Consider the following 22,568-nt stretch of genomic DNA (forward strand, 5'->3'; position numbering starts at 1 on the left):
CTCTACCTCTTGCCGGCGGCCGGTCGGGCCGCCCGCGTTACTTCATTGCGCACTGGGCGGCGTACTGGTCCGATACCTTGGACAGGTCCGGAAAGATGGGACCCTTGTTCACGAAGCCCGTCTTGCCGTCGGCGCCGGCTTCCACATCCGCCCGGAAGAATCCGGAAACGGGGAAGTGGTTCGGCTGATAGCGGAATTCGCCGCGCACGGACTGGAAGTCGGCGGATTCCAGGGCTTTGCGCAAGGCTTCCTTGTCGTCGACATTGCCGCCCGTTTTCTTCAGCGCGGATCCGATCAGCTGGGCCGCATCCCACGACTGTGCGGCATAGCTGGACGGCTCGCGGCCGTATTTCTGGCGGTAGGCGGCGGCAAACGCCTTGTTGGCGGCGTTGTCCAGGTCGGGCGAATACGGCACGTTGGTGACGGCGCCCAGCGCGTCCTTTTGCAGGGCGGGCAGGGTGGCGCCGTCGATGGTGTCCACCGACAGCAGCGGGATCTTGCCGAACAGGCCGGCCTGGCGGTACTGCTTGATGAAGTTCACGCCCATGCCGCCGGGAAAGAATACGTAGGCGGCATCGGGCTTGGCGTCGGCCAGCGCGGCCAGCTCCACCGAGTAGTCGGGTTGGTTCACCTGGGTGAACACCTCGTTCATCACGTCGCCCTTGTAGAAGCGCTTGAACCCGGCCATGGCGTCCTTGCCGGCCTGGTAGTTGGGCGCCAGCAGGTAGACCTTCTTGAATCCCATCTGGTTGGCCATCTCGCCGCTGCCTTCGTGGCGCTGCGTGTTGTTCCATGATGTGGAGAAGAAGTAGGGCGAACAGTCCTTGCCGGCCAGATTGGTCGGGCCGGCGTTGGAACCCACCAGGAATACCCCGGCGCTGGTCACGGGGCGCACCACGGCCAGCATGACGTTGGAATACACGACGCCGGTGATGATGGGCACCTTGTCGCTTTGCACCAGCTTGCGCGCGGCCTGCACGCCCACTTCGGGCTTGAACTGGTCGTCTTCCCTGATGATCTGGACGGGCACGCCGCCCAGCTTGCCGCCGCCTTGCTCCACGGCCAGCATGAAGCCGTCCAGCTGATCCTGGCCCAGCACCGAGCCGGGGCCGGTCAAGGTGGTAAGCAGGCCGATCTTCACGTCGGCCATCGCGGTGGCCGATAGCGTCAGGCCCATGACCGCGGCGGCGGTCAGCGTGGTGATGCGTTTCATGGTGTTTTCCCTTGAGTTGCCGTGTGTCACGGTCGTGGTGTGGTCAAGCGCGTTGTGGACTACGGGTTCAGGCCAAAGAAGGTTGTCGTGTTGCGGAACAGGATCTTCTGCTGCACCTGCGGCAGCAGGTCGGCGTGCGCGACCAGCTTGCCGACTTCCTGCTCTCCCAGCGGATAGGGGTAGTCGGATCCCAGCAGCACGCGGTCTTCGCCCATCACGTCGATCAGCAGGCGCAGGGAACGCGGGTCGAATACGGCGCTGTCGGTGTAGAAGCGGTCGGTGTAGGAAGAGGGCAGCTGCGGGCAGTCTTCCCGGATGATGTCGCGATGACGCCAGGCGTTGTCCACGCGCCCCAGCAGGAACGCGAAGCTGCCGCCGCCGTGCGCGAAGCACAGCTTGAGGCTGCGGGGAATGCGTTCGAAGGCGCCCGAGAGGATCAGGGACAGGATGCCCAGCTGTGTTTCGGCCGGCATGGCGACCAGCCACGGCAGCATCCATTTCTTCATGCGGCCGTCGGTCATCATGTCCCACGGGTGCACCAGCACGGGGATGCCGTCGTTGGCGCAGTGGGTCAGGAATTGCACCAGGGTTTCGTCGTCCAGGTCGCGGGGGCCGACATGGTTGCCGATCTGTACGCCCAGGTGGCCGGCGGCGCGCGCCCGGGACGCTTCTTTGCAGGCGAGATCCAGGTCTTGCAGCGGCACCTGCGCCAGGGCCTTCAGGCGCGAGGGGGCGTAGGCGCAGTGTTCCAGCGCCAGGTCGTTCATGCGGGCGGCCCAGTCCGCGGCGGCGCGGGCGGGGTAGGTGTAGCCAAACATGATCGGGGTGGCGCAGAGGATCTGTACGTCCACGCCGTGGCGGTCCATTTGCCGGACGCGCAGCGCGGGGTCCCACAGCGTGGCGTCGACGGGGCGGAAGGGGCGGTCGCCCGCCATGATCTGTCCGGTGGAGCCGTCGCCGTCGGGCCGCAGCCAGGGGGCGTGGACGGGATCAAGCGCAGCCGCTTCCTGCCGTGTGATCGGCGGGAAGAAATGGGCGTGCATATCGATTTTCTGGATCATGTCTGAACGGGGCCTAGGCGGGCGTGGGTTGCGCGGAAGGAGCGTGTCCCTTGCCGGGGTGGATCTGTCCGCAGCCGGGGCAGGTGCGCTTTTCGGTGCTGGCGTAGAAGGCGTGGAACAGGGGGGGCAGGTCGGTGACGATGCTCTTGAGCTGGACTTCGACGCGATGCACGAGGTGGCCGCAATGCGGGCAATACCATTCGAAGCCGTCGAGCAGGCCGAGCGGGCGCTGGCGCTCGATCACCAGACAGGCGCTGTCGGTTTCGGGGCGTTGGGGCGAATGCCGTACGTGGGGCGGAAGCAGGAAGATGTCGCCTTCCTTGAGGTCCATGCGTTCGGGTTTGCCGTCTACCCACAATGACAGCCAGGCGTTGCCGCGGACCTGGTAGAAGAACTCTTCCAGCGGGTCGTCGTGGTAGTCGGTGCGGTGGTTGGGGCCGCCGACCACGGTGACGATGAAGTCGCTGTCTTGCCAGATCTGCTGGTTGCCGACGGGGGGCTTCAGCAGGTGGGCGTGGTCTTGTATCCAGCGCTGGAAATTCAACGGCGGGCCGTAGGCGGGCATTAGGGTCTCCGGGGGTGTCGGGGGACTGGCGGGGAGCGGGTGATGATGCAGTCTAGGCGGGGGGGGACTGGGGTGCACAATAGAAATTGTGGGGTTGGATATGCGAGTTATCTATCGCGGGGTTTCCCGGGGGTGTTGGTTCTTAAGACGCACGGCGTGGCGGCGGCCCGGCGTGCGCGGGGCTGCGATTGCGGTCCGGAGCCTTCGCTCCGGACTTGCCTAGGCGGCCCCCCCCATCGTCATCTTCGTCACCGCCTGCGGCGGTTCCTTCAGATTCCCTCGGGCTTATCGACGCCCCGCGCACGCCGGGCCGCCGCCACGCCGTGCTTGGTCGTTTGCAATCTCATGTCAGCTGGGGCGAGCGGTGTGCTTAGGGTTCTGGCCGCGGATGGGGTGGTGGTGGAGGGTCTTGCGGGGCCCGCCCCCGGCCGGCCGCGCGGGCGGCCTTTGGGGGCTTACGCGGTGTCTTGCGTCGGGCGGCGGACGCTTCGCGGTTGCGTGGGGCTGGCTACGTTGTTTCTTGAGGGGGCTGGCGTTGTGCCGTGATCTGCTTCAGGTAGTCCACCAGCCGCTGGCAGGCGGGCGTCAGCGGGCGGTCGGCGCGGATCGAGTAGCCGACGTCGCCGAAGGCGCCGAAGACGTTGGTGGGCAGGCGGGCCAGGATGCCCATGGACAGGAATTGCGCCGCCGCGTCGTAGGGGATGAGCGCGAGCGCATCGCTGTGCATGAGCACGCCGATGTTGGTCAGCAGCGATAGCGATTCGATGTGGCGGGCCGGCAGGCGCAGGCCGGCGTCGAAGAAGGTGCGTTCGATCGAGGCGCGCAGCGGCGAGGTGGGGGCCGGCAGGATCCAGATGTGGGTCATCAGGTCTGCCAGCGAGACCTGCGTGGCGCCGGCCATCGGGTGGCGCGCGCCGACCACCAGGCAGAGTTCCTCGTGGTAGAGCTTGTGGTGGTCCACCGCGACGCCGGAGATGGACGCCATGTCGGCGCCGGGCAGGCGGCCGACGACGATGTCCAGGTCGCCGGTGGCAAGCGCGGGCAGCAATTGGGCGGAAGGGCCTTCGCGTACCGTGACCTGGATGCCGGGATGGTCGGTCATGAGGCGGGCGATGGCTTCGGGCAGCAGCTTGGCGGACGCCGCGATCAGGGTGCCCACCACCACGTGGCCGCTGGCGCCGCCCAGCACGGCGTCGATGTCGTCGGCCATGTAGCGGATCTCGGCCATCATGGCGTGGACGCGGCGGCCCAGGACCATGGCCAGTTCGGTCGGGGTGACGCCGCGGTTGGAGCGTTCGAACAGCGTTGCGCCGAAGAAGGCTTCGAGGTCGTGGATGGCCTTGGTGACGGTGGGTTGCGTCAGGTGCAGTTCGCTGGCGGCGCGGGACAGCGAGCGGCGCGCCAGCACGCGTTCGAAGATCTGCAGTTGATGCAGCTTCAGCTTGTGGCTGAGCGCGTTGGGCGTAATGCGGAAGTTCGACATCCGTGCAGCCGCCCTGGCGTCTGGCCGGGGGCGATCGTCCTGTTCCCTGGGTGAACCCGAAATGCCGCCGTCCATCATGCGCCGCCCGGTACGCTTGGCGAAGGCTAGCGGACGGGCGGCTTGTAGGCGACCGCCTTGATCTCAATCAGCAACTGCGGGTGCGGCAATTGGTGCACCGCGACCGTGGTGCGGGCCGGACCATCGGCGTCGAAGTACTCGCCGTAGACCTGATTGTATCCACCGAAGTCGTTCATGTTGACCAGGAATGTACTGATTTCCACCACGTCGGCGAGCGTGGCGCCGGCGGTGGCCAGGATGTCGCGGATGTTCTCGATGACGGCGCGTGTCTGCACGCGGATGTCCAGCGTGGCGGTGCCCATCGCGTCGACTTCGGCGCCCGCGATGCGGTTGTCGGGCAGGCGCGAGCTGGTGCCGGAGACGAACAGGAAGTCGCCGGCGCGCTTGATGTGCGGATACTTGCCGCGGGGCGTGGCTTTGCCGGCGACGACGGTGGCGCTGACGGTGGGCTGGTTCATCGTGCTTTCCTTTGCGTGGACGGGGTCAGAGCTTGATGCAGACGTTGGTGGGCTCGGTGTAGAAATGCAGGGAATGGCGTCCGCCTTCGCGGCCGATGCCGGACAGGCCGCTGCCGCCGAACGGCGTGCGCAGGTCGCGCAGGAACCAGCAGTTCACCCAGGCCAGCCCGACCTTCATGGCCTGGGCCACGCGGTGCCCGCGCGTGAGGTTCTGGGTCCAGACGGCGGCCGCCAGGCCATAGCGCGTGTCGTTGGCCAGGCGGATGGCTTCCTCTTCGGTATCGAACGGCGCCACGTGGCAGACGGGGCCGAACACTTCTTCCTTGATGCAGCGGGCGTCTTCGGGCAGGCCCGTCCAGATCGTGGGCTGAACGTAGGCGCCTTCGTCGCGCGCGTCGCCAAACACGGGCACGCCGCCACCGGCCACGACCGTCGCGCCCTCCTCGCGCGCAAGCGCAAAGTAGGACAGTACTTTTTCGCGATGTTCGCGCGACACCAGGGGGCCCATTTCGGTGTCCGGGTCCATCGGCCAGCCGATGCGCATGTCGCGCGCCCGCGCCGCCAGCGCCGCGACGAAGCGCTCGTAGATCGGGCGTTCGACGTATACGCGTTCGGTGCACAGGCAGACCTGGCCGCAGTTGGCGAAGACCGACCGGGTCACGCCGTCGACCGCAGCGTCGAAGTCGGCATCGGCGAACACCAGCGCCGCGTTTTTCCCGCCCAGCTCGAACGACACCGGTTTTACGCCTGGCGCCACGGCGCGCATGATGGCCGACCCGGTGGCGGATTCCCCCGTGAAGGTGATGCCGTCAATGTCCGGGTGGGTGGTCATGAATTCGCCCGCGGAGTTGGGGCCGAACCCGTGCGTCAGGTTCAGCACGCCCGGCGGCAGGCCGGTTTCGTGCGCCACCTCGGTCAGCAGCGTGGCGGTGGAGGGCGTGACTTCCGACGGCTTCATGATCACGGTATTGCCGAAGGCCAGCGCCGGCGCGACCTTCCAGGTCAGCAGCAGCAGCGGCAGGTTCCAGGGCGAAATCACGCCCACCACGCCCAGCGGCTTGCGGTAGGCGTAGTTCAGCGCCTGCCGGCCGTCCGGCGTGTCGGTCATGTAGCTTTCCATGTCCAGCGTGCGCGCCAGTTCGGCAAAGGTCCGAAAATTGGCCGCGCCGCGCGGGATGTCGATCTTGCCGGCCCAACTGACGGGCTTGCCCGTGTCGCCGATCTCGGCCTGCAGGAAATCGTCGAACCGGCGGTCGATGCCATCGGCCAGGGCCAGCAGATGATCGGTGCGCGCCGCCACCGACAGCCCGGCCCACGCGGGCAGCGCCCGCTGGGCCGCCGCGACGGCGCGCCCGACCTGGTCGCGGCTGGCTTCATGGACCTGGGCGACCAGTTTCCCGTCCACCGGGCTGTATTTGTCGAAGGTGGATGCGCCGTCTTCGTAGCGGCCGTCCAGGTAGTTGCGCAGTTGGCGGATCGTCATGATCGGGGTCCGTGGTTGATGCTAATAAATACGTATACGTACTATATTGGCGGATGATAGGCAGCTGGCGATCCCAAGTCAATGCGCATTTTCGAGCACGCCAGCGCCTACAATCGCCAGGCATATTTCATGGACGCCCGATGACCACCCCTTCCCGATCCACCCGCCCGGCCGCCGCCCGGGCCCTGAAGGAATTCGACCTGACCCAGGTGGCGTCCCACCTGCTGCGCCGCGCCCATTTCCGGGCCGAAGCGCTGTTCGCGCAGGCCTTTCCGGACGAGGACCTGACGCCGCGCCAGAAAGCGCTGCTGGTCACCGTCTACCAGAACCCCGGCGCCACGCAGAATCGCATCGCCGAACTTATCGCGCTGGACCGTAATTCCTTTGCCGAGATGATCGCGCGCATGACCAGGAAGGGATACGTGCGCCGCACGCGCGCCGCCAGCGATGCGCGCGCCTATGCGCTGGAGATCACGCAGGAGGGGGTGGCTTTGTTGGCCCGCATCCTGCCGCAGGATGCCGAGGTGGAAGCCCAGGTGCTGGCGCCGATTCCGCCGGAATTGCGGCCGGTATTCCTGAAATGCCTGCGCCTGATGGCAGGGCTGGAGCCGCGGGAGACGCCCTGACGCGGCGCGTCGCGCCGGCCGTTCAGGCGTCGTGCGTGGGCGCGGAATCCGCCGGGCTTGCGGCTTGCGCCGGAGGCCTTTCCGCCTTGCCAAAGCGCAGCGCGAATTGCCGCGTGAAGACCGCGCCAAAGAAGAAGATCTGCGCGGAGTAATAGATCCACAGCAGCAACGCGATCAGCGAGCCTGCCGCGCCGTAGGCCGACACGGCCGCGCCGCGGCTCAGGTAGAGGCCTATCCCCCACTTGCCCAGGAGGAACAGCCCGGCCGTCACGATCGCGCCGGGTATGACGTCCGGCCACGAGATCCTGGCGCTGGGCAGCAGCTTGAAGATCACGGCAAACAGCGCCGCCACCACCGAAAAAGAAAACAGGTTGGATACCCACTCCGCCACCAGCGCGAACGACGAGGCCGTCCACAGGTCGCCGTAGTAGCCGCGCGCTGCCGCCAGCCCGGCGTTCACGGTCAGGGATATCAGCAGGAACACCGCCAGCACCAGCACCAGGCCAAACGACAGCACGCGGCTGCGCACCATGCCGTGCAGGCCGCCCTTCTGGTTGCCCGACACTTCCCACAGTTCGTCCAGACTGGCCTTCAATTCCGCGAACGCCGTGGTGGCGCTGAATATCAGCACAAAAATCGAGATCAGGGCCGCGATCCAGCCGCCGCCCGATTCATGGGCGCTGGCCAGCACGGTCTGGATCACCTCCGCGCCGCGCTCCCCGATCAGGTCGCGCAGTTGCGTGAACAATTCAGAGCGCACCGCCTCTTCGCCAAAGAATGCGCCCGCCACCGCGATCACCAGCAGCAGCATGGGAGCCAGCGAGAACACCATGTACAGCGCCAGCGCCGCTCCCTTGCTGGAGGCGCGATGGTTGGACCACTGCCTGGCGGAGTCCATCAGCAGCCCGCCGATCTCGGAAGGTCGCAGGATACGCAGCAGGGTCTTGGGTAGGCGCATGGGGCAGGGCTCGGTCTGGGGAGTCCCCATTGTAGGGACGCATGCGCCAGGGCGAAACCGTGAGATTGTTGGCAAACGTGTGTGCGCCAAAGGGGGACTGCCCGCATCGGAAACAACAGGCAAAGAAAAACCCCCGGGGCGAAGGTCCGGGGGTTTTTCGGGATACTGCGTTCCCCGGCCGAAGCCGGGGAGGCCTTGCAAGGGTGGCGGGACTTAGAAGTCCATGCCGCCCATGCCGCCCATGCCGCCGGGCATGGCCGGAGCAGCGGGCTTGTCTTCGGCCAGTTCCACAACGGCGGCTTCAGCCGTCAGCAGCAGGCTGGCGACGGAGGCAGCGTTTTGCAGGGCGGTGCGGGTCACCTTGGTGGGATCCAGCACGCCTTGCTCGACCAGGTCGGTGTACTCGCCGGTCGCGGCGTTGTAGCCGTAGTTGCCCTTGCCTTGCAGCACGTTGCTGACCACGACGCTGGCTTCTTCGCCGGCGTTCGTGACGATGGTGCGCAGGGGCTCTTCCACAGCGCGCAGGATCAGCTTGATACCGGCGTTCTGGTCAGGCGTGTCGCCCTTCAGGTCAGCGATGGCTTGCTTGGCGCGCAGCAGTGCAACGCCGCCGCCAGCCACAACGCCTTCTTCCACTGCAGCGCGGGTAGCGTGCAGGGCGTCTTCGACGCGTGCCTTCTTTTCCTTCATTTCGACTTCGGTGGCAGCGCCAACGCGAATCACGGCAACGCCGCCGGCCAGCTTGGCCACGCGTTCTTGCAGCTTTTCACGGTCGTAGTCGGACGTGGCTTCTTCGATCTGGACGCGAACTTGCTTGACGCGAGCTTCGATCGACTTGCTGTCGCCAGCGCCGTCGATGATCGTCGTGTTTTCCTTGCCCACTTCGATGCGCTTGGCTTGGCCCAGTTCAGCCAGGCCGGCCTTTTCCAGCGACATGCCGGTTTCTTCGGAGATCACCGTGCCGCCCGTCAGGATGGCGATGTCTTCCAGCATGGCCTTGCGGCGGTCGCCGAAGCCCGGAGCCTTGACGGCGGTGGTCTTCAGGATGCCACGGATGTTGTTCACAACCAGGGTGGCCAGCGCTTCGCCTTCGACGTCTTCCGCGATGATCAGCAGGGGACGGCTCGACTTGGCAACTTGTTCCAGCACGGGCAGCAGGTCACGGATGTTGCTGATCTTCTTGTCGAAAATCAGGACATACGGATCTTCCAGCACGGCAACTTGCTTTTCCGGGCTGTTGATGAAGTAGGGCGACAGGTAGCCGCGGTCGAATTGCATGCCTTCGACGACGTCCAGCTCGTTTTCCAGCGACTTGCCGTCTTCGACGGTGATGACGCCTTCCTTGCCAACCTTGTCCATCGCGTCAGCGATGATCTGGCCGATGGATGCATCGCTGTTGGCCGAGATCGAACCGACTTGAGCGATTTCCTTGCTGGTCGTGACCGGCTTGGATTGCTTCTTCAGTTCAGCCACGGCGGCGGCGACAGCCTTGTCGATGCCGCGCTTCAGGTCGATCGGGTTGAAACCGGCGGCAACGTACTTCAGGCCTTCCATGACGATGGCTTGAGCCAGCACGGTGGCGGTCGTGGTGCCGTCGCCGGCGTTGTCGGAGGTCTTGGACGCAACGTCCTTGACGAGTTGAGCGCCGATGTTTTCGAACTTGTCCTTCAGTTCGATTTCCTTGGCGACGGACACGCCGTCCTTGGTCACCGTCGGGGCGCCGAACGAGCGCTCCAGCACGACGTTGCGACCCTTGGGGCCCAGGGTGGTCTTGACAGCGTTGGCGAGAACATTCACGCCACGGACGATGCGCACGCGGGCGTCATCACCGAACAATACTTGCTTGGCAGCCATTTCTTAGCTTCCTTCGAAAATTCGTTTGAGGCGGGGTTTACAGAACCACGGCGAGGATTTCGTCCTCGCGGATGACGAGCAGTTCTTCGCCATCAACCTTCACGGACTGGCCGGCGTACTTGCCGAACAGAACCTTGTCGCCAGCCTTCAGGTCGACCGGCAGGATCTTGCCGTCTTCGGTCTTCTTGCCGGGGCCGACGGCCACGACTTCACCTTGATCGGGCTTTTCAGCAGCGCTGTCGGGGATAACGATACCCGAGGCAGTCTTGCGCTCGTTTTCGAGGCGTTTGACGATCACGCGATCGCCCAGGGGACGCAAGGCCATGAGGAACTCCTGTTACTAAAGAAGAAAGTGAATGATCGGTTTGGCCCGGGAGAGCTGTTAGCACTCACCGGTGTCGAGTGCTAATTATAGGGATGATGTCCGGAGGTTCAAGGGGGGGGGGGTGGGCTGTTACATATTTCGGGGGAGGTAGGTGTCGAATTCCTGTTGTCGAATTTCATTGAGTTTGGAATTTCTGTCATTGAGTTTGGAACTCTTTGTGCCTCAAGAGCCAACACAGCTGTGGATTTGGGCGTGGAGGCCTCGCATTCATAAGTGGTACTTGGCGTCTACCGAAAGGGGCCCAGATATGGAGCATGGAGTCGCAGATCGCGCGGCTTTAAGGCCGGAGAGGCTAAATCTGGCCAGACGGCGGCGGGCATTCGGGGCTGAGACCGTGATCAGGAAGTGTGGGCCACCGTCGAGTAAGCACGCCAGCGCTTTCCGGACGATGGCCGGAGACCGACGGTCTTCCACACCGCAACCCCTTGGATGATGGCGATTTCGTCCGGCCGCTTGCGACCCGAAGCAGTCAGTACGGGGAGAACCGGAGACGCGTATCCCGGTCCTTTAATTGTCGGAAATTAAAGGGCGTAAACCTTAGACCCGATAGCCAAGTGCTGCTTTGTGACCCCTCTGGGGACGCTGAAGGGGACGTGGTCTAGCGGCTTGCCCCGGTTGATCATTTCAACGCCAGAGATGGTGGTGCGCAGTTCTTCGCCGGTCGGCGTTACGATCAGAAGGGTCGTGCCCAGGTAGACCCGCGCATCGGGTGGCAAAGAGTGTGGAATTCCTGGCACTTCTGGCCGCAAACGGCTGTTGGCGAATGACGTCGGCGCCCATGAACTATCCGCAGGGTCTACATTGCGCGACCAGAACAGTCCTCATATTATTCAAGGCAATTCTTGCATAATATGAGGACCATCTTTTGAGTACATCCATTGCTATCTGGCTGTTCCTGTCTGTCCAGGCCTTGGGGCTGGCGCTCTGGCTGACGCTTGCCGCGCTGAACAACCGGCGGGATTTCGCTGGCGCGGCAGCTGCGGTCGGCGCCACGATGGCGATGCTGCCGCTGACGCAGGAGCCAAGCATCCCTACGCCCTTACTAAGCCGCGCGCAACGGGCGCCGGGGCTGCATCGCGCCGCATTGGGGCTTTTACTGGTGATCCAGACCGCCGGCGCCGCGTCGGCCTGGGTCGGCTGCTACCTGCTGCTGATCCGGGGCGATCTGGCTGCCGCCAGCCCTTGGTTGAACGTCGCCTTGGCCGCTCTGTCCGCCTGCCTGCTGGCCATGCATCTGAGTGGCCTGTGGTTTGGGTACTGGATACGCCAGGACACGCTGCAACTGACACACATCGCGTTGTTGTTGTGGTCGTGCCTGATGTTCCTGACCTTCAATCTGGCGGCGTGAGCGTCCGGCCGGCGTTCAGGACGTCAGCGGCAGCTGGCCGTGCGCCTCTCAGGCGTTCCAGGTAGACCTCTTCTTAAGGTGTCACACTACATTTTGACCGCGCTCGTCGCGCCCGGGCGCACATGCAACTCACGGCTCCACGCCGCCACCAACTCTCGATGCGGCAGCGGCATCCCGGCCTCGCGAGCCGATAAAGAACCCAATCCATGAGTTCCGCAACAGATGCCGCCATAGCCATCGTGGGCCCGGGCGCCATCAGCACAACGGTTGCCGCCGCGCTGCACGAGGCCGGCCGCCCCAGTGCGCTGCGATATCCGCCATAATCAATTCAACCTGGCCCCGAGTGACGGCAGGCGTTCAGTTTTCGCTCCCACATGAACCGGTAGCGGGTGGGCCGTAGCGTACTCAGTGCGGAATATCTCAATGATGACTCCGGAAACGCCAGACGACGACTTGGTACGGACCCGCAGCCACAGGCCACGTGAACTGCCTCAGGGCTTTCGGGCTGGATTGATTACGGCCATCACGGTATTGCTGGGCTTTTCGCTGGGTTTCCTGCGCTACTGGGGCTTCGACGCGCCGGGCAATTGGAGCGCGCTGTCCGTGCTGCCGGGCGTGTCCTTGTTCCTCGCCAGCCTGTTGCAGATAATTGCCCTTTACCGCGCCTTGCGTTTGGAGGATGACGCCGAGGATGAATACCGGAAAACCGTGCGATGGTTCATGGCGTCGGCGATGCTGCTGTTGCTGGGTCTGACAGCGGCGTTGTGGGAGGTGGCGTGATAAGAGAGGGATTGGAGCGGGTGTAGGGAATCGAACCTTCGCACGAAGCTTGGGAAGTCGCCGTTCTACCATTGAACGGCACCCGCTCGGGCGTCGTGCACCGGAACACAACCCTGGGCAGAGGCGGCGATTGTGGCGCGGGTTTCCGGCGGCCGAATGACGCCCGTGGGCGTCCTGACGCTAGTTTGGATCAATCGATGCAGGCCGCAAAGAATTCCAAGCTCAATGAATTTTCTACCGCAAAATTCCAGACTCAATGACTCACCGGTTCCACTCTCGATGGTGGAAATTTTCTAAGTCATTGTTTTTTAATGGCGAGCCGTTTCAAACTCGGGGGGCTTCGACAGTAGGGCCCCGCCCCGCCTCAACGGGGATGTCGAAATTCATTCAACTTGCGATTTGGAGCATTCAAGCTGGAATGTAACAATTGCGTCAGAGAGGATCGGATGCTCCTACACGGCGAACATTCGAAATCCGATCTGGATGAAGTTGCGTTTCGCGTGGGCGAAACGTTGGCGGCGCATGCTGCATATGGTGTTGACCTCGGCGCGAACGATCACATCGTCCGCGCCGAGGTGACCGTCGAGCGTCACCACGTGTACTTCACGCCGATCCGGCCTACATACTGGTGGTAATCCTGCGCGCCCCAGCTGCCGGAAGCATTGACCCATCCGGTCCAGCCCTTTGTGAAGTCGGCATGCACGCCCACCTTCAGTTCATATCGGTCCTTGGGATACAGCCCCCCGACGGGTAGCTGATTGAAAGACACGGAACTGTCGACGTCGCTGTGCCACCAGTTTACGGTCGCGAAGGGTTGGGCCTTGCGGTTATTGCCGAGGTCAAGCGTGGTGAAGGTCCGTACCCCGAGGCGGGTAACGGTCCCATTCGAGTCGGCACGGTCTACGCGAGTGCCGTTTTGCTCCGTGATGCTGTCGGTGTTGGAGTCAACATAGATCACCTGAGCTTGCGGTTCCAGCATCCAGTTTTCCCGCAGCTTGAATGCGTAGCCGGCCTCCGCCGACACCGCCCAAGCCTGAGAGTCGTAGTCGACTCGCGGCAGCTCGCTTCCTTGCACTCTGTTGTTGAACCAGCCATATTGGAACCAAGTGTCCACGTAGGCACCTAGTTTGGTGTCGTCATTTTGAAACCACGTGCCGTACACGCCTGCGCTAAACCCATCGACGCGGCCCTTCGCCTTGTATGGGTTGCCGTCGGCGCGGGCTGTGCTGTCAGCCGTCCCGTATCCGAGCATGGCTCCCAGATGCAAGCGATCGGTCTCCGAAAAGAGTTTCCATTGCGCAAGATCCCCGCCGCCCTGCAACAGGAAAAGGTCGGTGCTTACGTCAAAGTTGCCGTCGCGGCTGTGGGTGCCTTCCCATTTTCCTACCGCGCGCAGCCAGAGTGCTTTGCGCTTGCTGGCGTCATCCGCGAACTGTTGCGATTCGATGAACTGAGGTTCTCCCAGGCGGTCGTGCATGCTCTGCACGAACATCTGCCCGACCAGGCGTTGGTTGGCCAGGTAAGCCGCAACTTCCGGCCGGTACAGCGGCTCGGGGTCGGGTGTGGGCCCGGGCGGGGCAGGCGGAGTGGGCGGTCCGGGCGGCGTAGGCGGTCCGGGCGGCGGCTCCGGTTCCTTTTGAGACCGCAAGTACCAGCTCTGATCGGCCGGAGCCGCGGCGGACCCCTGGTAGAGCCGATATTCGTAGGGGCCAGCCACGGCGCGACCGGACAGCGAGAACGCACCCGCCCCGGATACGCCTCCGTTGACCACTTCGACCACCTGAATCCCGCTTGCCGTCGTCAACGCACCGGGGCCGCCCGTGTTCTTGATGCGTAGTTGGGAAGCGCCCGTGGCGCTCCCGCCATCGATGACGAGTTTGTCCGATGGCGAATTGTCAGTTCCCAAGAAGGTATTGAGAGCGATGACACCATCCCCGCTGTAATTGCGCACCGTGAGGGTCTTGTACGCGCCCGCCTGCGGGGGCGTGAAATCGATGAGGCTGGGGTCGTTGACCAAAGTGGTGAGATTGGAATTTCCGGTCAGAGTCCACGTGGAATCGATCAGTGTCACGTTCGACGTGCTGCCAGCCTCCGTGACCGCGGCGCCGGATAGTGTCGCATTGCGGGCAAGTACGTTGGCGGTGGCAGCTGCGCCGGCCAGCGCGCCGCCACTGCTGACCCCGGGCGGATTGCCTGCATCCGGCGCAAGGCTGGGATCCACGCCATGCAGCGTGCGGCTCCTGCTGCTTAGCAGCGTGCCGGAGCTGGCCACCTGCAGCCAGTTGGTGGCGCCCGTGACGGTCGTTCCAGTCAATTGGATATTCGCCGTGCCGCCATCGGCGCCGACGGCGGTCCCCATTGCGCTTGTAATGCTGCCGCCATTCATGGTGGCGCTTTGGGTGCCGGTATCGCTGGTCAGCAATAGGCCGATTGCCTGTGGTCCGTTGGCGGCGACAGTGCTGTTCGTGGCGGCAAAGCTGGACGTGCCGGCCACAACGACACCATGGCCTTGCGTGCCTTGCGTTTGCACCGAACCGTTGTCGAATGTGACGCTGCTGCCGGCGCCTTGCGCGAGGATCCCGAATCCGCCCGGTCCCGTGGTCTTGATGGCGTTGCGTGTTGCCTGGAAGACCGTGGGCGTTTCGCCCGTGCTTGTGTATGCGTAGAGACCGACGGCGTCAGTACCCCGCGTTTCCAGCTGAAGATCCGACAGCTCCGCGCGGGACCCGTTTATGCCGATCACGCCATAGGCATCGGCACCCTCAGTCAAAATTCGCGCGGTCGATCCGCCCTGCGGCGCCACCACCAGGTGGTTTGTCGGACTGACATATTGATGCAGCAAAATGCCGCTGCTGTCCGCGCCGGTCGTATGGATGTCGGTGGTGCCCTGCAGCACGGCTTCGCCCAGGCCCAGCATGTACAAGCCATCCGCCGTCTGGCCCGTCGTACTGATGCGCAGGGTCGACCCTGGGGCGGTAGTGAGTTTGCGCTCGACCGATGTCGGATACGTCAGGCTATAGCCCAATTCGATGCCACGCGCATATTGGCCGCCCGTGGTCTGCACATCAAGAACCCCGCCTGAAGCGATCGAAATCGCGGTGTTGTTGCTCGTCATGACACCCTTGGGCCATGGGTTGCCGCCCGCCGGTGCTGTTTCGATTTTCAACGTCGCGCCGCTGCCGATGTTCAGTTGGCTCAACGTGCCAAATGGCGTATGGCCCAAGTTCACGCCTTGAAAGCCGCGGATCGTAACGTTGGAATTGGGCGCCAGCGAAAATACAGCCTGGGAATTCACGGTCGATTGCAAACCGAGGCCCGTCGGGGTCACTGTCGTAATCGTGACGTTTGTGCCCGTTTGGAAATTGATGTTCGCCGCAGGACCATTCGTCGCAAAGATTCCCAGGTCGACATTTCCGATCGCGATGTTTCCCGGCCCGAAGTTCAGGGTGGCGTCGCCCACGCGGATGGCTGTGCTCGAACCGGTGCCTGTGACGTTGTCACCCCCATTCAGGGTGAATGTCGTGCCCGCCGGGACAGTGAACGGCGGGTAGTTGGCTGCCCAGGAGGTCGCTGTCAATAACCATGCAGCTACGCCTGCCGAACATGAGGCTCGGTATCTGAAAGAACATGCGAAGTGCGCCATCTGACTCGTCTCCCTGAAGCCGCACCGGCGCTACGCCGAGACGTACTTCATCAGTGTCCAAAGAAAATGGGCATACGACGTAAATAGATTGGGACCTACGCTGAAATCGCCGCGGTTGCGCGTGCGATTATTTGCAAATATTCGCATTAATTTGACGAATGCACAGTTCCTATTTCGCTAAATGTGTCGCGATGACAACGGTGAACGCAACAATGAAGTGACGGCGGTCATAGCGGCTCACTTTGGTTCGAGGGAAGTGGGTCGATATTCCTGGACGGAGAGAATCTAGCGATGTGACGGAATGAAGGCGGCCAAGTTGAACGATTTTTTTGAAAACGACTATGTTCGATGAACCATGGCCACGAACGTGGATGAACTAAATTTCTCGGCGTCCTGGTTTTTATAGCGTCGAAGCCGCATCTTTAATGAACGTCGACACGAGGTTCATTAAATTTGGAAAACCGAGGGAAGTGGTTCATTCAACTTGAAAATTGGGCGGAAAAAGTCTCGCTGAAGATGACGCTGAAGAGCGCCCGTAGTGAGCAGCGGGAACCGCCCGGCCGTGCACAGGGCGGCCGTAAAGGTGAGGTTTCGAGACCAGGAGCCAAACCGGGCGACTGCCAGGTGACCCAGGTGACGGCGGCGAGTGATAGGTGGAACTGGCGCCTGTAAACGGCTTTAGCCGAAAAACCCCCGACGGTCGGATCTCGTCCAACTGTTCGGGGGCCGTTCGTACATTTTTTTCTTCAGTATTGATACCGCATAGTCAGCATGACGCTACGAGGCTGGCCATAGTAATTTTGACGCGACCCGCCGCCGAGTTTTTCGTAATACACGCGGTCGAAGAGGTTGTCGACAGTGAGGGTGCCGTCAAAGTGTTTGTTGTAGCGGTAGCCGATCTGGGCGGAGACGGTGGTGTAGCTGCCCTGTTCCCAGCGGACGTTGCCGGTTTGCTGGTAGAAGCCGCTGTTGTAGCGCACGCCGGCGCCGACCGAGAAGCCTTGCAACGCCGGCTCGCTGAAGTGGTAGCGGCTCCAGAGGTTGATGGCGTGGCGCGGGGTGATCTGGCTGTAGGCCTGGCCCTTGGTGGCTTCGGGGGCCTCCAGGTACTTGGTGTTGGTGTAGGCGTAGCCGGCGATGATTTCCCAGCCGGGCAGCGGGGAGCCGCTGACTTCGGTTTCGAAGCCCTGGCTGCGCACTTTGCCCGCGGCGATGGAGTAGAGCGGGTTGTCCGGGTCGGTCATGGCGCGGTTGCGGTCGACGATCTGGAACAGGGCGGCGTGCGTGTTCAGGCGGCCGTCGAGCAATTCTCCCCTGATGCCGGTTTCGACCTGGCGGCCGGTGCGGGGCTGCAGGGTGGCGCCTTGGGCGGTGGTGGCCGTCTGGGGCTGGAAGATGTCGGTGTAGCTGACATAGGCCGACCATTGGGGGTTCAGGTCGAAGATGAGGCCGGCATAGGGGGAGGTGCGGGCGTCGATGCGGTCGACGTTCTGGCTGAAGTCGCCGAAGTAAACGTTGTCGCTGCGGGCATCGTTTTTCCACCAGGCCAGGCGCGCGCCGACGACGAGCTTGAGCGGGTCGGCCAGTTGCAGGTTGGCGCGCGTGTAGAGACCGAATTCGCTGACGCGTCCGTCGCTGCCGTTGACCTGCTCCATGTCCGGCTTGGGCATGTTGGTGACGGGTTGGTAGATATTGGTCGGGAAGATCGTGCCACCCCCATAGGTGAAGGCCTTGTGGGTGTAGCTGTAATCGGCGCCGAACAGCAGCGTGTGTTCGCGGCCGAAGGCCTGGACGGGCAGGTTGAGGTTGAGGTCGGCGCCGTCTGTTTTCCAGTGGTTGCGGTATGACCAGGCGATCAGGTTGGTGTCGCCGGTGGCGCGGTTGACGGCGCGGTTCGGCCAGGTGAAGTCGCGCACGGGAGTGTCGGTGTCGCGATGAAAGACGCTGGCCTTCACGCGGCCGCCGCCATCCAGGCGATGCTCGAGGTCGGCGAACAGTTCGGTGGTTTCTTCGTCGATGCGGTTCCAGTCGGCGCTCAGGTTGGTCGAACGTCGCACGTCGAGCAGGCCGCCGTCGGCGTAGGCCGGCAGGCCGAAGGCGGGGGTGGCGCGCATGCGCTGGTAGGTGATGCCGGCGGCGACCGTGGTGCTGGGCGTCAGGTCGGCCTCGATGATGCCGTAGAGGGTCGGGCGCTGCGAGTCGACGCGGTCGACGAAGGAGCCGCGGTCTTCGTAGGCGGCGATGAAGCGGCCGCGCACCTTGCCTTCGCTGTCGAAGGGGGTGCTCAGATCGGTCACGGCGCGGTAGTAGTCCCAGGACCCGACGCTGGCCTGGGCGCTGAAGGCGAAATCTTGCAGCGGACGCTTGCGCACCAAGTTGATCGAGCCGCCGGGTTCGCCGGTGCCCTGGTAGAGGCCGGCTGGGCCGCGCAGCACTTCGATGCGGTCGTAGATGGCGAGGTCGAAGCCCGGCGAGAGGTTGCCGCTACCGGCTGGGGTGGACAGGCCATCGACCTGCAGCTTGTCCAGCGAGTAGCCGCGCGAGATGAAGCCCGACATGCCGCCGCCGGAGCTGAGCGTCTCGACGGTCACGCCGGTGACGTTGCGCATGGCGTCGCCCAGGCTGTTGAGGTTCTGGTCGTCGAGCTGCTGGCGCGTGACCACGGACACCGATTGCGGGATGTCTTTCAGGCGTTGCAGACCCTTGCCGATCGTGACGGCCTCGGAGGTGTAGGAACCGGTTCCTTCGCTGGTGGCGCGCACCGCCGCGCCGGTGACGGTCACGGCGTCGAGTTCGCTGATTTGGGAGTCGCGGCGCAGGGCATAGCCGCCGGCGCCATCGGACGTCACACGAAAGCCACTGCCGGCCAGCAGACGATCGAAGCCTTCCTGCACGCCGTAGTCGCCGGTCAGGCCGGGGCTTTGACGGCCGGCGAGCTGGGCCTGGTCGAATACCAGTTGCACGCCAGCGGCGGCCGCGTAGCTGGCGAGTACCGAGCTCAGGGGGCCGGCGGCGATGGCGACCGGGCGGGCCTGTGCGATGGCCGGGAGGGTCATGGCCCCGGCCACCAAGGCGCCGCACAGCGCCGACAACATCCCTAGCTTGCGCGGGCCCAACCCGGCGTGATTGCGTGCAGTCACTCTTTTGTCCTTTCTGTCATCTGGGGAAATTCGCCCGCCGTAGCGGTGTCATTTCCCTAGCCGCACGAAAAGGAAAAAGTGCTCATGCCCGACAAACTTTTTTTTCACCGGGGGCCGACCGTCACCCAATAGGCGCTGATGCGCCGCACCTCGACCGGCAGGCGGGCGGCCAGCACGCGCAGGGCCGCGTCGGTGTCGCTGACCGACAGCGCGCCCGACAGGCGCAGGTCGGCGACCTCTGCGTCGCAACGCAGCACTCCGGGACGGTAGCGGTCCAGTTCGGCCAGCACGTCGGCCAGGCGCTCGTTGCGCACCACCAGCATGCCGTGCTCCCAGGCGGTGGCGTCGGCATTGGTGGGCAGGGGCGTGTCGGTACCCATCTCGGTAAAGCGGGCGCCTTGGCCGGCGTCCAGCCGCAGCGACTGGCCGTGACGCGGGCGGATTTCGACGGCATGCTCGAACACGGCTACCTGGCTGGCGCGTTCGCTCAGGCGCACGCTGAAGCGCGTGCCCAGGGCCTGGACTTCGCCTTGCGGCGTCTGCACGAGCAAGGGCCGGACCGCGTCCTTGCCGGTGGTCAGCAGCAGTTCGCCGGCCAGGAGGACGAGCCGGCGCTCGGTGGCGGTGTACCGAAGGTCCACGGCGCTGCCGGTATTGAGCACGACGCGAGTGCCGTCGTCCAGGGTCCAATCGCGCCGTTCGCCCGTGGCCGTGCGCAGGTCGGCCGTCCAGACCGGCGCCTGGCGCGAGACCAGCCAACCAGCCGGCAAGAGCAACCCGCCGGTGATCAGCGCGCGCACGACCGAGCGGCGCCCGCGCGAACGCAGAACGTCGCTGCCGATGCCGGCCGGAACGCGGTCGAAATGGTCCAGCACCCGTTGCGCGCGCGCCCAGGCCTGGGCATGGGCGTCGCTCTGGGCCAGCCAGCGCACGAAGGCCTCGCGGGTATCGGCATCGGGGGTTTCGTAGCGCAGGCGGATGACCCAGTCGGCCGCCGCGTCCAGCAAGGCGCGGTCCACGGCGCCATCGGCGGCGCTCATGCCGCGACCGCCATGCAGGCCGACAGCGCCTTGTGCAGATGACGGCGCACGGTGATCAGCGGCTTGCCGGTGCGCTCGACGATCTCGGCCAGCGTCAAGCCCTCGAGCTGAGCCAGCAGGAAGATCTCGCGCGTGACGGCCGGCAGCCGGCTCAGCATGGCGTCGATCTCGATCAGGGTCTGGATGATGATGAGGCCGGTCTCTGGCGACGGCGCCTGCGGTTCCGGCAGGTGGGCGATCGCTTCCAGGTAGGCCTCGCGCACGGCGCGGCGGCGCCAGTGGTCCACCAGCAGGCCCTTGGCGATATGGGTGATGAGGGCGCGCGGCTCCTCGCGCAGCAGCATGCCCTGGCGGCCGGTCATCAGGCGCATGAAGGTGTCCTGTGCCAGGTCGGCCGCATCGCTGGCGTCGCCGACCTTGCGGCACAGCCATCCCCGCAGCCAGCCGTGATGGTGGCGGTACAGGGTTTCGATCGCGGGGAGGGTGAGCGGGTCGGGCGTGGACAAGATGCCCGCAAGTCTAACCAATAAGAATGAGAAAGACTATCAATGTGATTTGGGTGCGGCGTCCACGCAACATAGCGTCTCACTGGATCGGCAAGCTGCGATCAGGTGGAGCTCGTCGTGCCGTCGGTTCCACCTGCAAGTGCGCTCATCCAAAGATTAGAGATCCAATGATCTCGATCCACCTATGGATTCACCATTGCCGGTTCCGTGTTCTCAGCCGAAATGCCGTGAGCGATGCCGGCCGATTCGATCCGATTGCGTCCAGCCGCTTTTCCCCTGTAGAGAGCGGAATCGGCTTGCCGAAGCGCATCTTCCAGGCCATGCGCGCCGGAGAAGGGGGGGGAGATCCCAATGGTGACCGTGCAGCGCAAGAGATGACCAGAACCGGCATCTTTGATCGCCTGGCTTTCAACGCTGGCACGCAGGCGCTCCGCCAGGTGCATGACACCCGCAGCGTCGGTTTCCAGGCAAATGGCCACAAACTCTTCGCCACCAATACGGCCGGTCAAATCGCCGCGACGCACGGTGGCGCGAAGCAAATCCGCCACATGGCATATGACTTCATCCCCGGCCTGGTGGCCATGGGTGTCGTTGATCAGCTTGAAATGGTCGACATCCATCAGCAGCAAGTACGCAGGCGCGGAATTCCGGGCATTGAAATACCGTTGCAGCGCCTCCAACAGCCCTCTGCGATTGAGCAGGTCCGTCATGGGATCTCGCGCCGCCATATTGCGCAGGTTATCGGTCAGCCGTCGTAATACCAGCCAGACTATGGAGGGCGGCAATATGGTGGCCAGGCTGGACATGTAGATGTAGAAGATCATCTGAAAGCGGCTGTCCATGTTCAGCGCATCCAGGCCGCCATCTACGATTTTCACGAACTTCAGCGCATTGAGAACGCAGATCCCACCGATCAGAAGCGCGAAAAAAATCATCTCTCCATGCAAGTCCTTGGCAAACGTGCGCACCCCATAGATCACGGTGATTATCATTGCCAAGAAAAGCACGGTCGCCATCGCCGCAAGCATTGCGTAGCGTGCGGCCGGTCCAGCGTTCGACTGAACCAAAATCTGCGCAATGATGTAGGCTGCGGAAAACACAATCAACGGACGCCACAATCGAACCTGACGTCCGAAAAAGCGCATGGCGCCCAGCCAGTAGGCGATGGGGGCGGCTAGCGTGAGGGTATGGTTGACGACGCTCATCGCGCTCCAGGCCTGCCCCCCTTCGATCAGCTGCAGGATATAGGCCGACGCCAGCAGGAGGTTGCCTACGGCAAAGTAATCCATGCCCATCCTGTTGCCAGGCAGACGTCGGCTAATAAGTAAAAACATGCCCGAGAAGCACAACAGGTGTGCACACAGCATGGCGACGAGAGTGGTTGCAACCATAAGTCAGTTCTCGTCCTGGCGGCTACAGCGCATCCAGGCGCTTGGGATCGAAGCCCCACTGATGGGTCGAGTTCCCGGTGCACTGAATGACGGTGTTGACCTCGCGTTTGGGGCCGATGTCCTTGAGCTTGATCTCGGCGTTACATACCGGGCAGTCTCCGCCTATCGTGGTCAGATAGACCCGCCCAGCCTGATCGGCTTCGAAGTTGATCAGATCCGCAAACCGGACAAATCCCTTTCGAATCAGGGCATAGCCCAGAAAGAACGCGAATCCGCTCGGAATGATCAGCCAGAACCACCAGATGCCCCATCTGAAGACCATTTCGCCAATACTCGCCATCAGCCCGGCTGCGCCAAACCCCGTAAGCCAACCCCGCTTGAGAAAGCGACCGCCTGGCGCAACGGGAATGACGTTTGTGCGTACGAGCTCCGGCCGATTCCAGCCGCCTTCCTTGGACAGCGGTTTTCGGTACCCCGACGCGATGAGATCCTGATCGGCATCGAGTCCGCCGCCGGGCGCCGGGACCTTCCCTGGTTCGGAAAGGCCGGACAAGGT

The 22,568-nt window shown here is 63.8% G+C and carries 19 protein-coding genes; 3 read left to right on the forward strand and 16 right to left on the reverse strand.

Annotated features, from left to right (window positions below):
- Positions 1-37: 37 nt before the first annotated feature.
- From HLG70_RS26325 to HLG70_RS26350, 6 genes are all read right to left on the reverse strand, one after another.
- Positions 38-1,213 carry an ABC transporter substrate-binding protein gene (locus HLG70_RS26325; protein WP_171664907.1) on the reverse strand — a complete coding sequence of 392 codons (1,176 nt, stop codon included), beginning with the start codon at positions 1,211-1,213 and terminating at the stop codon, positions 38-40.
- Between the two features lie 59 nt (positions 1,214-1,272).
- Entirely contained in the window at positions 1,273-2,274 is a 1,002-nt protein-coding gene (locus HLG70_RS26330) for an amidohydrolase family protein (protein WP_171664908.1), read from the reverse strand.
- 13 nt (positions 2,275-2,287) lie between these two features.
- A complete protein-coding gene (locus tag HLG70_RS26335; RefSeq protein WP_171664909.1) occupies positions 2,288-2,839 on the reverse strand; it encodes a 3-hydroxyanthranilate 3,4-dioxygenase in 552 nt (183 codons plus the stop codon).
- 508 nt (positions 2,840-3,347) lie between these two features.
- Positions 3,348-4,397: a LysR substrate-binding domain-containing protein gene (locus HLG70_RS26340; RefSeq protein ID WP_171665131.1), complete on the reverse strand. Its 1,050-nt coding sequence runs from the start codon at positions 4,395-4,397 to the stop codon at positions 3,348-3,350.
- Between the two features lie 29 nt (positions 4,398-4,426).
- The gene (locus tag HLG70_RS26345) at positions 4,427-4,858 is read right to left on the reverse strand and encodes a RidA family protein (protein ID WP_171664910.1); all 432 of its coding nucleotides are present in this window, start codon (positions 4,856-4,858) and stop codon (positions 4,427-4,429) included.
- Between the two features lie 25 nt (positions 4,859-4,883).
- Positions 4,884-6,341, reverse strand: a complete 1,458-nt coding sequence (locus HLG70_RS26350; protein ID WP_171664911.1) for a 2-hydroxymuconic semialdehyde dehydrogenase — start codon at positions 6,339-6,341, stop codon at positions 4,884-4,886.
- 140 nt (positions 6,342-6,481) lie between these two features.
- Between HLG70_RS26350 and HLG70_RS26355 the strand changes: the two genes are divergently transcribed.
- Positions 6,482-6,967: a MarR family winged helix-turn-helix transcriptional regulator gene (locus tag HLG70_RS26355; RefSeq protein WP_171664912.1), complete on the forward strand. Its 486-nt coding sequence runs from the start codon at positions 6,482-6,484 to the stop codon at positions 6,965-6,967.
- Between the two features lie 22 nt (positions 6,968-6,989).
- Here the strand turns inward: HLG70_RS26355 and HLG70_RS26360 are convergent, their stop codons facing one another.
- From HLG70_RS26360 to groES, 3 genes are all read right to left on the reverse strand, one after another.
- Complete coding sequence (locus HLG70_RS26360) at positions 6,990-7,925, reverse strand: YihY/virulence factor BrkB family protein (RefSeq protein WP_171664913.1); 936 nt, start codon at positions 7,923-7,925, stop codon at positions 6,990-6,992.
- A gap of 213 nt (positions 7,926-8,138) precedes the next feature.
- Positions 8,139-9,779, reverse strand: a complete 1,641-nt coding sequence (gene groL / locus HLG70_RS26365) for a chaperonin GroEL (protein WP_171664914.1) — start codon at positions 9,777-9,779, stop codon at positions 8,139-8,141.
- Between the two features lie 37 nt (positions 9,780-9,816).
- On the reverse strand, positions 9,817-10,104 hold the full coding sequence (gene groES, locus HLG70_RS26370) for a co-chaperone GroES (RefSeq protein WP_057283173.1): 288 nt from the start codon (positions 10,102-10,104) through the stop codon (positions 9,817-9,819).
- Positions 10,105-11,029: 925 nt separating this feature from the next.
- On the opposite strand from groES, the gene HLG70_RS26375 reads away from it, so the two are divergent.
- Positions 11,030-11,512: a DUF2165 family protein gene (locus HLG70_RS26375; RefSeq protein WP_171664915.1), complete on the forward strand. Its 483-nt coding sequence runs from the start codon at positions 11,030-11,032 to the stop codon at positions 11,510-11,512.
- Positions 11,513-11,935: 423 nt separating this feature from the next.
- Entirely contained in the window at positions 11,936-12,292 is a 357-nt protein-coding gene (locus HLG70_RS26385) for a hypothetical protein (RefSeq protein WP_171664916.1), read from the forward strand.
- Between the two features lie 452 nt (positions 12,293-12,744).
- Here HLG70_RS26385 and HLG70_RS26390 read toward each other — a convergent pair whose 3' ends face one another.
- The 7 genes from HLG70_RS26390 to HLG70_RS26420 form a co-directional block, all read right to left on the reverse strand.
- Positions 12,745-12,888, reverse strand: coding sequence for a hypothetical protein (locus HLG70_RS26390; RefSeq protein WP_171664917.1), 144 nt, complete (start codon positions 12,886-12,888; stop codon positions 12,745-12,747).
- Positions 12,882-15,869 carry an autotransporter outer membrane beta-barrel domain-containing protein gene (locus tag HLG70_RS26395; protein ID WP_171664918.1) on the reverse strand — a complete coding sequence of 996 codons (2,988 nt, stop codon included), beginning with the start codon at positions 15,867-15,869 and terminating at the stop codon, positions 12,882-12,884. Before HLG70_RS26395 ends, HLG70_RS26390 begins: the two co-directional genes overlap by 7 nt.
- An 812-nt stretch (positions 15,870-16,681) precedes the next feature.
- The gene (locus HLG70_RS26400; protein WP_234103243.1) at positions 16,682-19,075 is read right to left on the reverse strand and encodes a TonB-dependent siderophore receptor; all 2,394 of its coding nucleotides are present in this window, start codon (positions 19,073-19,075) and stop codon (positions 16,682-16,684) included.
- A 104-nt stretch (positions 19,076-19,179) separates the two neighbouring features.
- Positions 19,180-20,115 (reverse strand): FecR domain-containing protein, encoded by a 936-nt coding sequence (locus HLG70_RS26405; protein WP_171664919.1) that lies wholly within the window; start codon positions 20,113-20,115, stop codon positions 19,180-19,182.
- A complete protein-coding gene (locus HLG70_RS26410) occupies positions 20,112-20,621 on the reverse strand; it encodes a sigma-70 family RNA polymerase sigma factor (RefSeq protein ID WP_171664920.1) in 510 nt (169 codons plus the stop codon). The genes HLG70_RS26405 and HLG70_RS26410 overlap by 4 nt, the downstream gene beginning before the upstream one ends.
- A gap of 182 nt (positions 20,622-20,803) precedes the next feature.
- Positions 20,804-22,012 (reverse strand): GGDEF domain-containing protein, encoded by a 1,209-nt coding sequence (locus tag HLG70_RS26415; protein WP_171664921.1) that lies wholly within the window; start codon positions 22,010-22,012, stop codon positions 20,804-20,806.
- Between the two features lie 22 nt (positions 22,013-22,034).
- A complete protein-coding gene (locus HLG70_RS26420; protein WP_171664922.1) occupies positions 22,035-22,565 on the reverse strand; it encodes a hypothetical protein in 531 nt (176 codons plus the stop codon).
- Positions 22,566-22,568: the final 3 nt, after the last annotated feature.

Source organism: Achromobacter deleyi, from assembly GCF_013116765.2.
Taxonomy (GTDB): Bacteria; Pseudomonadota; Gammaproteobacteria; order Burkholderiales; family Burkholderiaceae_B; genus Achromobacter; species Achromobacter deleyi_A.

What these genes read in the sequence shown, in the direction of transcription:
- HLG70_RS26325 (WP_171664907.1), bottom strand. Translation starts at nt 1,213, where the DNA reads ATGAAACGCATCACCACGCTGACCGCCGCCGCGGTCATGGGCCTGACG.
- HLG70_RS26330 (WP_171664908.1), bottom strand. Translation starts at nt 2,274, where the DNA reads ATGATCCAGAAAATCGATATGCACGCCCATTTCTTCCCGCCGATCACA.
- HLG70_RS26335 (WP_171664909.1), bottom strand. Translation starts at nt 2,839, where the DNA reads ATGCCCGCCTACGGCCCGCCGTTGAATTTCCAGCGCTGGATACAAGAC.
- HLG70_RS26340 (WP_171665131.1), bottom strand. Translation starts at nt 4,397, where the DNA reads ATGGACGGCGGCATTTCGGGTTCACCCAGGGAACAGGACGATCGCCCC.
- HLG70_RS26345 (WP_171664910.1), bottom strand. Translation starts at nt 4,858, where the DNA reads ATGAACCAGCCCACCGTCAGCGCCACCGTCGTCGCCGGCAAAGCCACG.
- HLG70_RS26350 (WP_171664911.1), bottom strand. Translation starts at nt 6,341, where the DNA reads ATGACGATCCGCCAACTGCGCAACTACCTGGACGGCCGCTACGAAGAC.
- HLG70_RS26355 (WP_171664912.1), top strand. Translation starts at nt 6,482, where the DNA reads ATGACCACCCCTTCCCGATCCACCCGCCCGGCCGCCGCCCGGGCCCTG.
- HLG70_RS26360 (WP_171664913.1), bottom strand. Translation starts at nt 7,925, where the DNA reads ATGCGCCTACCCAAGACCCTGCTGCGTATCCTGCGACCTTCCGAGATC.
- groL (WP_171664914.1), bottom strand. Translation starts at nt 9,779, where the DNA reads ATGGCTGCCAAGCAAGTATTGTTCGGTGATGACGCCCGCGTGCGCATC.
- groES (WP_057283173.1), bottom strand. Translation starts at nt 10,104, where the DNA reads ATGGCCTTGCGTCCCCTGGGCGATCGCGTGATCGTCAAACGCCTCGAA.
- HLG70_RS26385 (WP_171664916.1), top strand. Translation starts at nt 11,936, where the DNA reads ATGATGACTCCGGAAACGCCAGACGACGACTTGGTACGGACCCGCAGC.
- HLG70_RS26405 (WP_171664919.1), bottom strand. Translation starts at nt 20,115, where the DNA reads ATGAGCGCCGCCGATGGCGCCGTGGACCGCGCCTTGCTGGACGCGGCG.
- HLG70_RS26415 (WP_171664921.1), bottom strand. Translation starts at nt 22,012, where the DNA reads ATGGTTGCAACCACTCTCGTCGCCATGCTGTGTGCACACCTGTTGTGC.